Source organism: Corynebacterium lipophiloflavum DSM 44291, from assembly GCF_000159635.1.
Taxonomy (GTDB): domain Bacteria; phylum Actinomycetota; class Actinomycetes; order Mycobacteriales; family Mycobacteriaceae; genus Corynebacterium; species Corynebacterium lipophiloflavum.
The window spans coordinates 114766-124875 of record NZ_GG667194.1 but is presented as its reverse complement, the minus strand read 5'-3'; the positions used below and the strand labels follow the sequence as shown (position 1 = coordinate 124875).

Annotated in this window: 9 protein-coding genes and 5 pseudogenes; 7 read left to right on the top strand and 7 right to left on the bottom strand. The window is 63.0% G+C overall.

Annotation, left to right across the window (positions count from 1 at the left end):
• The 3 genes from HMPREF0298_RS08610 to HMPREF0298_RS08600 form a co-directional block, all read left to right on the top strand.
• Nucleotides 1-881, top strand: an 881-nt coding sequence (locus HMPREF0298_RS08610) for an HAD-IC family P-type ATPase (protein WP_006840778.1), incomplete at its 5' end; no start/stop codon positions are given.
• Nucleotides 882-933: 52 nt separating this feature from the next.
• Complete coding sequence (locus HMPREF0298_RS08605) at nt 934-1596, top strand: DUF305 domain-containing protein (RefSeq protein ID WP_006840777.1); 663 nt, start codon at nt 934-936, stop codon at nt 1594-1596.
• Nucleotides 1597-1683: 87 nt separating this feature from the next.
• Nucleotides 1684-2736, top strand: a complete 1053-nt coding sequence (locus HMPREF0298_RS08600; RefSeq protein ID WP_006840776.1) for a type II glyceraldehyde-3-phosphate dehydrogenase — start codon at nt 1684-1686, stop codon at nt 2734-2736.
• Between the two features lie 111 nt (nt 2737-2847).
• Here the strand turns inward: HMPREF0298_RS08600 and HMPREF0298_RS08595 are convergent.
• From HMPREF0298_RS08595 to HMPREF0298_RS08575, 5 genes and pseudogenes are all read right to left on the bottom strand, one after another.
• Nucleotides 2848-3731, bottom strand: a pseudogene (locus HMPREF0298_RS08595) (fructose bisphosphate aldolase).
• Between the two features lie 138 nt (nt 3732-3869).
• Nucleotides 3870-4370 (bottom strand): glycosyl hydrolase family 65 domain-containing protein, encoded by a 501-nt coding sequence (locus HMPREF0298_RS08590; protein ID WP_280985047.1) that lies wholly within the window; start codon nt 4368-4370, stop codon nt 3870-3872.
• A gap of 216 nt (nt 4371-4586) precedes the next feature.
• Nucleotides 4587-5219 carry an arsenate reductase ArsC gene (locus HMPREF0298_RS08585; RefSeq protein ID WP_006840772.1) on the bottom strand — a complete coding sequence of 211 codons (633 nt, stop codon included), beginning with the start codon at nt 5217-5219 and terminating at the stop codon, nt 4587-4589.
• A gap of 52 nt (nt 5220-5271) precedes the next feature.
• Nucleotides 5272-5711, bottom strand: a pseudogene (locus HMPREF0298_RS08580) (arsenate-mycothiol transferase ArsC).
• Nucleotides 5712-5807: 96 nt separating this feature from the next.
• Nucleotides 5808-6203, bottom strand: a pseudogene (locus HMPREF0298_RS08575) (arsenic resistance protein); the annotation flags it as partial.
• 82 nt (nt 6204-6285) lie between these two features.
• On the opposite strand from HMPREF0298_RS08575, the gene HMPREF0298_RS08570 reads away from it, so the two are divergent.
• Nucleotides 6286-6633, top strand: coding sequence for an ArsR/SmtB family transcription factor (locus tag HMPREF0298_RS08570; protein WP_040422994.1), 348 nt, complete (start codon nt 6286-6288; stop codon nt 6631-6633).
• An 8-nt stretch (nt 6634-6641) separates the two neighbouring features.
• Nucleotides 6642-7646, top strand: coding sequence for an ArsO family NAD(P)H-dependent flavin-containing monooxygenase (locus tag HMPREF0298_RS08565; protein ID WP_006840767.1), 1005 nt, complete (start codon nt 6642-6644; stop codon nt 7644-7646).
• 38 nt (nt 7647-7684) lie between these two features.
• Here the strand turns inward: HMPREF0298_RS08565 and HMPREF0298_RS08560 are convergent, their stop codons facing one another.
• Complete coding sequence (locus tag HMPREF0298_RS08560) at nt 7685-8047, bottom strand: ArsR/SmtB family transcription factor (protein ID WP_050758384.1); 363 nt, start codon at nt 8045-8047, stop codon at nt 7685-7687.
• 113 nt (nt 8048-8160) lie between these two features.
• On the opposite strand from HMPREF0298_RS08560, the gene HMPREF0298_RS08555 reads away from it, so the two are divergent.
• Nucleotides 8161-9555 (top strand): FAD-dependent oxidoreductase, encoded by a 1395-nt coding sequence (locus HMPREF0298_RS08555; RefSeq protein ID WP_006840765.1) that lies wholly within the window; start codon nt 8161-8163, stop codon nt 9553-9555.
• Nucleotides 9556-9656: 101 nt separating this feature from the next.
• Here the strand turns inward: HMPREF0298_RS08555 and HMPREF0298_RS08550 are convergent.
• Nucleotides 9657-9980: pseudogene (locus HMPREF0298_RS08550) on the bottom strand (STAS domain-containing protein); the annotation flags it as partial.
• A gap of 55 nt (nt 9981-10035) precedes the next feature.
• Here HMPREF0298_RS08550 and HMPREF0298_RS12735 point away from each other — a divergent pair.
• A pseudogene (locus HMPREF0298_RS12735) lies at nt 10036-10110 on the top strand (IS6 family transposase); the annotation flags it as partial.

Genomic DNA, 10110 nt, shown 5'->3' with positions numbered 1-10110 from the left:
TGGCGGCCGCGGCCGCCCATCCCGAGGCCTCCCGTCGGCAAATCCGTGCAACTGGTTTCAGCGCCGCCTCCGGCCGGGGGGTCCGGGCCACTGTCGATGGCGCTGAGATCCTCGTGGGCGGGCCGAACATGCTGCGCGAGTTCAACCTCACCACCCCGGCCGAGCTCACCGACACCACCAGCGCCTGGACCGGGCGTGGGGCCGGTGTGCTCCATATTGTCCGCGACGGTCAGATCATCGGTGCGGTGGCCGTCGAGGACAAGATCCGCCCCGAATCCCGCGCCGCCGTGAAAGCCCTGCAGGACCGCGGGGTGAAGGTCGCGATGATCACCGGTGACGCGCAGCAGGTGGCCCAGGCGGTTGGCCAGGACCTGGGGATCGATGAGGTCTTCGCCGAGGTCCTGCCCCAGGACAAGGACACCAAGGTCACCCAGTTACAGGAGCGTGGCCTGAGCGTGGCCATGGTCGGCGACGGTGTCAACGACGCCCCCGCTCTGGCCCGCGCGGAGGTCGGTATCGCCATCGGGGCCGGCACGGATGTGGCCATGGAATCCGCCGGAGTGGTCCTGGCCAGTGATGACCCGCGTGCAGTGCTGTCGATGATTGAGCTCTCGCAGGCCAGCTACCGCAAGATGATCCAGAACCTCATCTGGGCCTCTGGCTACAACATCCTCGCCGTGCCGCTGGCCGCCGGCGTGCTCGCCTCGATCGGGTTCGTGCTGTCCCCGGCCGTGGGCGCGATCTTGATGTCTGCCTCGACCATCGTGGTGGCCCTGAACGCCCAGCTGTTGCGCCGGATTGATCTGGACCCGGCTCACCTGGCTCCGACCGACGGGAAGGAGGAGAAGGCTGCTGTGAGCTCTGCAGCCCCCGTCCGCTGACTTTCAATCCTTCATCGACTCCCCCATACACAACCTCCGAAAGGGAACCCCCATGAAGCGCACCATCACCATCGCCGCTCTCGCCTTGACCTCCACCCTGGTTTTGTCCGCCTGCGCAGATAACACTGAGGGAGAAAACACCGACACCACGACCATCGCCACTACGTCCGCCCCCGACACCACCGAAACGACCGGGGCCACCACGGATCCTGAGACAGAGACGGGGGCGGCCGGAGAGGTCTCCGCCGAGCACAATGACGCGGACATCATGTTCGCACAGATGATGATCCCGCATCACCAACAGGCCGTGGAGATGAGTGAAATCCTCCTGGCCAAGGACGATATCCCGGCCGAGGTCATCGAGTTCGCCCAGGGTGTTATCGATGCCCAGGGCCCGGAGATCGACCGGATGAATACCATGCTCGAGACCTGGGAAGAAGATCCGGTCACCGGTGATATGGGTGAGATGGACCATGGCGGGATGAGTGGAATGATGAGCGAGGAGGACATGACAGCCCTCGAGGACGCCCAGGGCACCGAGGCTGCCCGGCTCTACCTTGAGCAGATGACCGCCCACCATGAGGGCGCCGTCGATATGGCCCGCGATGAGGTCACTGATGGCCAGAACCCGCAGGCCATCGCTCTGGCTGAGCAGGTCATTGAAGATCAGGAGGCCGAGATCGCCGAGATGGAGCAGATGCTCAACGAGCTCTGAACAAGGACATTCCCCGACCACCCCAGATGAGAAACACGACCATACGTCCATCGGGCCAAACCAGGATTTCCGGGAAGGACAATCAGCATGACGAATAAAATCAAGGTTGCAGTAAACGGGTACGGTGTCATCGGTAAACGTGTAGCCGACGCGGTGAGAGCCCAGGAGGACATGGAACTCCTCGGGGTCAGCGACGTCACCACCGATTACCGGGTCGCCACCGCCATCACGCAGGGCATCCCGGTCTATGCCTCCACCGAAGAAGCCCACCAAGAGATGAGCGCTGCCGGATATCCCATCGCCGGGAAACTACCGGACCTGCTCGACAACGCGGATGTCGTGGTGGACTGCACCCCGTCCACCATCGGGGCCGGCAACCTCGACCTCTATCGCACCCATGGAGTCAAGTCCGTGTTCCAGGGCGGGGAGAAGCACAGTCTCACCGGCCACTCCTTCGTTGCCCACGCCAACTATAGTTCCACGCTTGGACGCGACACCACCCGCGTGGTTTCCTGCAACACCACCGGCACTGTCCGCACCCTTATCGCACTCCAGGACGCTGGATTGCTGTCCAAAGCGCGAGGAGTGCTTGTCCGTCGGGCCACCGATCCGTGGGAATCCGACCACTCGGGGATCATGAACACCATAGTTCCCGAAGGTCGGATTCCCAGCCATCAAGGCCCAGACGCCCAGTCGGTGGTCCCCGACCTGGATGTGGTGACCATGGCGGCCAAGGGAGCGCACACCCACAACCACCTGCATTTCTGGACCATCGAGCTAACCCGCCCGGCAGACACAGAAGAGGTTCTCGAAGCGTTGAAGGCGATGCCGCGGATCGCTTTCGTGCGGCGCTCCGATGGAATCGTGGCGGTCAACAGCACCGTCGAATTGATGCGAGATCTAGGCCGGCCACGGGGCGATATGTATGAGGTCGCCATCTGGGAAGATATCCTGACCGTGCAGGGCAATGAGTTGTTCTGGACGTACACGGTCGACAACCAGGCCATCGTCGTCCCCGAGAACATCGACGCAATCCGTGCCCTGGCTGGCACCGTGGAAGACGGTGATGAGTCCATCCAGCGCACCGACCGTGCCCTGGGGGTGCGCGCGGACTTTTTCTCACCTCTGCCCAACGGCTGATTCCAGCAGGAGACACCCACGGCGGTGCCCGACCCAGATCGCTCATGTCCGGGTCGGGCACCGCTGTATAAGCAGTTGATCAGACGCACCGCGCCTTCTCGGAAGGCGTTGTCAGGTGCGTGAGGCTTCCGCGATAGTGTCGATTGTTTCATCCAGGACAGCGTCGAATTCGCGGTCGTCCTGGGTGACGGTGAGCCCTTCGGTCAGGGCGCGGGAGAAACTGGCGATTATTCCGGGGTTGCGTGCCAGGCGAGCGTTAGCTTCCGCGCGGGAGTAGCCGCCTGATAGTTCCAGCACCCGGATCACCCGCCGATGTTCCACGAGCTCGCGGTAGAAGTCATCAGTTTCGGGAAGCGTCAGTTTGAGGATGACCGCCTGGTCCTCCTTCAGCTGGTCGAGCTCTTTGCGCAGGGTCACCCGGAGCTGGTCTTCTACCTCGATCTTCCGGGGGCTGTGGATGTCGACCTCAGGCTCGACAATGGGTACCAGCCCGAACCGGAGGATCTGCTGAGCGATCGCGAACTGCTGCGCAACGACAGCGTCCACCCCTCCCCGGGAAGCCTGATGAACGAGCGCATTTTGGTGCCGAACATGTGCTTGCTTACCGCACGCTCGAGCAGGTTGTCCAGATCAGGGAGGGGCTTCATGACCTGAGCCCCGTGGGTTTCTTCCGCCAGGCCCTTGTCAATCTTGAGGAACGGCACAATGTCTTTGACTTTCCACAGATAATCCCCTGTAGGCATTCCCCCGATGTCGCGGTCCATTGTGTCCTCGAACAAAATCGCCCCGAACATCCGGTCACCGTCGAAACTGGGGCTGGTAATGATGCGCGTGCGCATTTTATGCACCAGACCAAACATCTCCTCCCCACTGGAGTAGGCGTCCTCGTTGATCCCATAAAGTTTCAGCGCTTTCGGGGTACTGCCCCCGCTTTGATCCAACGCCGCGATGAAGCCGGTACCGGCCCTGACCTTGTCGTATTTTCCTACGTCCATGAAACGTCCTTCCGCCTAGCGAGTTGTGACCATGTCGTGGAGCCCACTGTGCCTCGGTCCCAGGCAACTGTGCTCTCCGCCGAAGGGAACCGGTCATGCTCCTGGCTTCGGCCTGCTTGGTAGACATCATGGGTTTTCTCACCTGGTTAGGTCCGGGGTAGATTTGTTCTGCAGGCCGCGTCGTGCCTCGAATAGGTCCGTTGACTCCCCACCGGCGAGTTCCACATACGCTCCCGCGCTCCCCACGTAGATGGGTGGCGCAGTACTGGGGTGTAGTCGGATCAGGAGACTATCGATGCTCAGGGCAACATCGATCAGGTGCCCGCGGTACTGGATCTGGAATTCCACTTTTTCCAGGTGGGTAGGCAGTCGGGGATCGAAGGTGAGGGCGTTGGCTTCGGTCTGAAGACCGGCAAAAGAGAGGGTTAGGATATCCACCGTGCCCGCCATCGCACCCAGATGAGTTCCTGCGCGGGTGGTTCCCTCCTGGGTGTCATCCAGGTCCGCGACCAGGGCTTCGCGGAAAAGGGCCCAGGCCCGGTCCTCGTTGAAGCGGGAGAGCACCGAGGAATGGACCACCCGGCTGAGTGTGGATCCTTCTGAGCTGCGGGACACGTAGTACTCTACGGTGCGTTTCAGGCCGATTCAGTCAGGACCGGCTGAACCGACTGTCTGGCCGGCTTGGCACCGGCCACTAACATCCCCCGACTCGAGCACATCGACTTGGCGCCCCAGCTTATAACCGGGGCGCTAGTTTATTTTCCTCACTGCCAGATATACAAGCCATGTGCCCAAATGCCAGCAGTAGACATCAGTGTCCCACTTCCAATGATGTGGGGCACGTTGAAACGCTCTTTAGCTCTGGATGGTTTCCCAGAGTCCACTGACACGGTCGTCGATCTCCGCGATGATCTCGCGAACCTTCTCCGGCGTCTCATCGGTGGGATCAGTCAGTTCCCAGTCCAGATAGTGCTTACCGGGATAGATCGGGCACACGTCCCCACAGCCCATGGTGATGACATAATCGGCGGCGCGAACCACATCATCGGTCAGCGGCTTCGGGAAAGCCCCGGCCAGGTCGATGCCACGCTCGGCCAGGACGTCCCGCACGACCGGGTGGACCTCGGAGGCCGGCAACGAACCCGCAGAGCGTACCTCCACGGATTTCCCGGCGTAGTGGGACAGCAAGGCCGAGGCGATCTGAGAGCGGCCAGAGTTATGGACACAGACGAACAGCACCTGCGGGACCGTCTTTTCGATCTTGCCCTCAGCCAGCGCCAGCGCCCGGAGACGGTCCTTGGCGAAGCGCTCCGCCAAGATAGGCAGGTGGGTGCGGATCTTGGCGGTGCGTGCCAGCGAGATATAGGACTCGAAGACGTAGCGCTCAATGGTCTCCGCAGAGAACGTTCCCTGGTAGGTGCGGGCGAGCCCTTCGGTGATGCGGGTCAGGATCTTGGTGTGCAGTTCCGGGGTTTCGGTGGTGGACATGACAGACCTTTCCAAAGCAGTAAGGGGAGCGAAAGAGCTGGAGGGAAAAAGGTTAGTTCGAAGAAGAGCCGGAGAAATCAGTGATCAGTTCGGAGACGAGCCCCTGGACCCGGGTGTCGATGTCATCGCGGACCAGTCGCATGCGCTCCAGGCCTTTGATGCCGCGCTCAGAGGGCTCATCGGTGAGCCAGCGCTCCAGGGCGCCCCGGGCGTCGGCGGGCAGCTCCACCTGGGCATCGGCACCCAGGACAATCACCCGGTCGACGCTGCGTAGCAGCTCCGGGTCGATGCCCTTCGGGGTGCCCCTTACATATCGGCCCCAGCTTCGGCGATGACCTCGATGGAGGCGGCATTGAGCTTGGTGCCGGGCTTGGTGCCGGCGGAATGGATCTCCAGCTGGTCACCGGCGTGCTTGTTGGCCAGGGCGGCGGCCATCTGGGACTTGCCGCCGTTGCCGACGCAGAGGAAGAGAACGGAAGGTTTGGTGCTCATGAGGTGATGGACTCCTTGGAAGTGGTGCTATCGCGAGCGGTACTTGACCGGGTAGGGGGGCAGGGTGGGATCCCCGGGGAAGAGCTTCGGTCCCAGCCACAGCATGACGTAGACCAGGCCGACGATGATCAGGCCGGTGCGCAGTTCCGGTTCGTCCGGCAGGAAGGTCCAGGCCAGGGCGAACATCAGTGCCGGGCCCACGATCCAGTTGAGAATGAGTGAAACACTCATCAGGCGTTTGTCAGCGGCGATTTCTTTGGTCTTGTCGTAGCGGACCTTGGCCAGCGGTGGGTACATCATCACCAGCAGGCCCAGGGCGATCGGCAGGGAGATCCCACCGACCTCCATGGAGCCGAGGAAGGGGGCCAGTCCGGGGATGCCGCGGCCCAGAAGGAGGCCGAGCGCCATGGCGAGGATGATCCAGATCGGAATATATTTGTCGAGGAAGGAAATATGGGCGGGTTGAGCCCGGGTCTGGGTGGGTGCGGTCATGCGTCACCTCTCGGTAGTATTGATGTTTATCAATACTCAAACTACTTCCTTAATCGATGCTCGTCAATATATAGTGGTGGCTATGATGACCGCACAGATTCTTCCCCTGACCGACCTGTCCGAGTGTTGCACGCTCGGCGCCGGCCCGCTTAATGATGATGAGGCCACCCGCTACGCCGCGCTGTTTAAGGTGCTGGCTGAGCCGGTGCGTCTGCGGATTCTGTCCCAGTTGGCCGCCGGTGGGTGTGGCCCGGTCAGTGTTAATGAGCTCACGGAACTGATGGGGTTGAGTCAGCCGACGATTTCGCATCACCTGAAGAAGATGACCGAAGCGGGCCTGCTGGAGCGCACGTGTGAGGGACGCACGGTATTGCACCGGGTGCGTCCGGCGCTGTTCGCCGAGCTGCGCACCGTCTTGCAGATCGGCTGATCGCACCCATGGCAGAGCACAGCGACGACAGCTACGAAGCGATCATTATCGGCGGTGGCCAGTCGGGACTGGCCACCGCCTACTACCTGCTGCGGGCAGGCGTGAAGACCCTGGTCCTGGATGACCAGCCTGCCCCCGGCGGGGGTTGGCGGCATGCGTGGCCGTCGATGACGTTGTTTTCTACCGCGGAGTTTTCCAACCTGCCGGGTTGGCCCATGCCCGACTATGACGGGTTTCCCCCGGCTTCCCATGTGGTGGACTATCTCAGTGCCTATGAGCAGCGCTACCGCATCCCTGTGGAACGCCCCGTCCATGTGGACCGGATCGACTTCGACGATGATTGCTACCGCATCCGGGCTGGAGCGCAGTCCTGGACGGCGGACAATATTGTCGCGGCCACCGGCACCTGGTCCGCCCCCTTCGCCCCGTCGTATCCTGGAACGTTCGCCGGCACTCACTGGCACTCGGCGAATTACCCCGGGATCGCACCCTTCCAGGGTAAGCGTGTCGCAGTGGTCGGTGGGGCGAACTCCGGCGCCCAGATCGCCGCGGAATTAAGCCGCGTGGCCGAGGTGACCTGGTACACCCGCGAGCAACCACGCTGGATGCCTGATGAGGTCGATGGCCGGGTGCTGTTTCGCCGCAACCGGCAGCGCGCCCTGGCCATTGGGCGCGGGGAACCGGATCCCGGGGCGGACTCGGAGCTCGGCGATATTGTCGTCCTGCCCGAGGTCCGTGCCGCCAGGGATTCCGGGCGCCTAAAGGCCACCCCGATGTTTAGCTCACTGGATGAGGTCGAGGCTGATCACCTGATCTGGTGCACCGGGTTTCGCCCGGCGATTGGGCCGGTGCGCCGGCTGCTGGAAAACGGGAAACCACAATACCCGGGTCTGCATGTGGTCGGTTACGGCGACTGGACGGGCCCGGGGGCGGCGACGATCACCGGTGTCGGCCCCTACGCCAAAAAGGCCGCCCGCGACATTGCCGACTCTGTCGGCAAGACCGTGAAATGACCCGCCCCACCAGCCACAGGGGCGAGGTGACAAGGCTCTTAGCCCAGGTCGAGCACGGAGCACAGCTCCTGAAACGCTGCCGGGATAACCGTGTAGTACGCCCACTTGCCCCGCTGCTCCCGGGCCAGCAGGCCGGCGTCAACCAGCTTGGTCGTGTGATGACTCACGGTGGACTGATTAACCCCCAGTGGGCCGGTCAGATCGCAGGCACACACAGACTCACACCCCTGGGAGGCGATATGCGACAGCAGGCGCAGGCGGGTGGGATCGGCCAGTGCCTTGAGCATCACCGCCAAGCGCTGCGCGCGGGAGGTATCGAGGGGCCCGCACGACAGGGAGCAACACTCCCGACCATCACCGTGGTCGGGGCAGACGACCAGTTCTTCTAGCGGAGCACTCATGCCCCCATCATACATTGACGACTGTCAAAGTGAAGCCTACGGTAGACATTGGCAACCATCGATATGACGAGGCCACCACTTCACCACTGATCCGCATAGGAGATATCACCGCAATGGCAACACCTCTGGATACGACATCTGCCCCTGATCCGGTCGTGGTGATCGGCGCCGGCCCGGTCGGCCTGGCCGCCGCCGCCCACCTACACGAACGCGGCCTACCCTTCCGGGTGGTCGAGCAGGGCCCGCAGGCCGGGGCGGCGATTGCCCAGTGGGGGCACACCCGGTTGTTCTCGCCCTGGGAGTACAACATCGACACCGCCGCCCGTCGCCTGTTGGAGCGCCACGACTGGAGCGCGCCACAGGATGAGGTCCTGCCCACCGGCCACGAGCTGTCCGCCGAGTATCTCGCACCCATGGCGGCAACTCCGGAGATCGCCCCGGCGATCAGCTACGACACCCGGGTGGTGGCCATCTCCCGACTGGGCATGGACAAGACCCGCACCGCGAACCGGGCAACCACCCCGTTCATCGCCCGCGTCGAGCACGACGGTGGCACGGTCGAGGATACTCAGGCCGCGGCAGTCATCGACTCCTCTGGCACCTGGTCGACCCCCAACCCGCTGGGCCAGGCCGGCCTGATAGCCCCAGGGGAGTATAAGTCCCGCGAGCAGGGCCTGATCACCCAGACCCTGCCTGACGTGCTGGGCCGAGACCGCGAACGCTTCGCCGGCAAGCACATCCTGGTCGTGGGTGCCGGGCACTCCGCGGCCAATACCCTGCTGGAGTTAGGTGAGCTCGCTGAGCAGAACCCGGACACCCGGATCAGTTGGGCGGTGCGCTCGGCGGATGTCACCCACGTCTACGGCGGTGAGGCCAACGACGAGCTGGCCGCCCGCGGGGCACTGGGCTCGCGCCTGCGCCAGCTGGTGGACGCAGGACGTATCACCGTCCACACCTCCCTGACGATCACCGCCTTCGACACTCAAGGCGACCGGCTGCAGGTCCATGGCACCACCCCGGAGGGGGAGAAAATCATTGAGGTCGACACGCTGGTACCGGCCACGGGTTTCCGCCCGGACCTGAGCATCCTCTCGGAGCTGCGGCTGGCCTTGGACCCGGCCGTGGAGGCCCCGGCCCAGCTGGGGCCGCTGATTGACTCCGAGTTCCACAGCTGCGGCTCGGTGGAACCCCACGGTGAGAAGGTACTGGCCCACCCGGAGGACAATTTCTATATCGCCGGAATGAAAAGCTATGGTCGCGCCCCGACTTTCCTTATGGCCACCGGCTATGAGCAGGTCCGCTCGATTGTTGCGGCCTTGGCCGGGGACCAGGAATCTGCTGACGCGGTGCACCTGGATCTACCCGAAACCGGGGTATGTACCACGGATCTGGGTGGGAGCTGCGACGTGCCGGTACCTGCTGGGGTGGTCTCGGAGGAGTCGTCCTCGCAGGGGTGTTGTACGCCGGCACCGCAGCTGCTCACGATCGGACTGCCGGGTACTCACTGAACCGAACGCTGATAGAGGGCAGGTGCACCACTCCGGAAAAGGGTGCTGCACCTGACCTTTTTCGTACAATCCACCGGTGCCTGCCGGGGCTGGATCTGGCTCTAGTGGCCGGCGCCGAGGCGACCGGACAGTCGGTCGAGCCGGTCCTGGCTGGGGCCATCAAGGCCGATGATGGAGACGGTCTTGCCTTTGTCCTGGAACTTCTGGGTGATCGCATCCAGGGTGGCCACCGTCGAGGCGTCCCAGATCTCCGCGGCGATTAGATCAATAACGATGTGGTTAGCCGAATCGGTGTAATCGAACTGGTAGACCAGGTCATTGCTTGATGCCCAGAACAACTGGCCATACACCCGGTAGGTCCGCGTATCGATCTGCCCGTCGTGGTCGGTGTCGATCTCGGAGACCTTCTCGATAGAGACGATATGGGGTGCTGTTGCAAAGTTGGGGCAGTAGGAAGATCGACGTGAAATAATCAGAGCCATGGGTATCTTCTCCGGTCGTCATTTCCCCGTGACGTCATTCTGTGGGCAGTGCGGTGGTACTGCCGCTACGGGG

What these genes read in the sequence shown, in the direction of transcription:
- HMPREF0298_RS08585 (WP_006840772.1), bottom strand. Translation starts at nt 5,219, where the DNA reads ATGTCCACCACCGAAACCCCGGAACTGCACACCAAGATCCTGACCCGC.
- HMPREF0298_RS08560 (WP_050758384.1), bottom strand. Translation starts at nt 8,047, where the DNA reads ATGAGTGCTCCGCTAGAAGAACTGGTCGTCTGCCCCGACCACGGTGAT.
- HMPREF0298_RS08565 (WP_006840767.1), top strand. Translation starts at nt 6,642, where the DNA reads ATGGCAGAGCACAGCGACGACAGCTACGAAGCGATCATTATCGGCGGT.
- HMPREF0298_RS08570 (WP_040422994.1), top strand. Translation starts at nt 6,286, where the DNA reads ATGATGACCGCACAGATTCTTCCCCTGACCGACCTGTCCGAGTGTTGC.
- HMPREF0298_RS08605 (WP_006840777.1), top strand. Translation starts at nt 934, where the DNA reads ATGAAGCGCACCATCACCATCGCCGCTCTCGCCTTGACCTCCACCCTG.
- HMPREF0298_RS08555 (WP_006840765.1), top strand. Translation starts at nt 8,161, where the DNA reads ATGGCAACACCTCTGGATACGACATCTGCCCCTGATCCGGTCGTGGTG.
- HMPREF0298_RS08600 (WP_006840776.1), top strand. Translation starts at nt 1,684, where the DNA reads ATGACGAATAAAATCAAGGTTGCAGTAAACGGGTACGGTGTCATCGGT.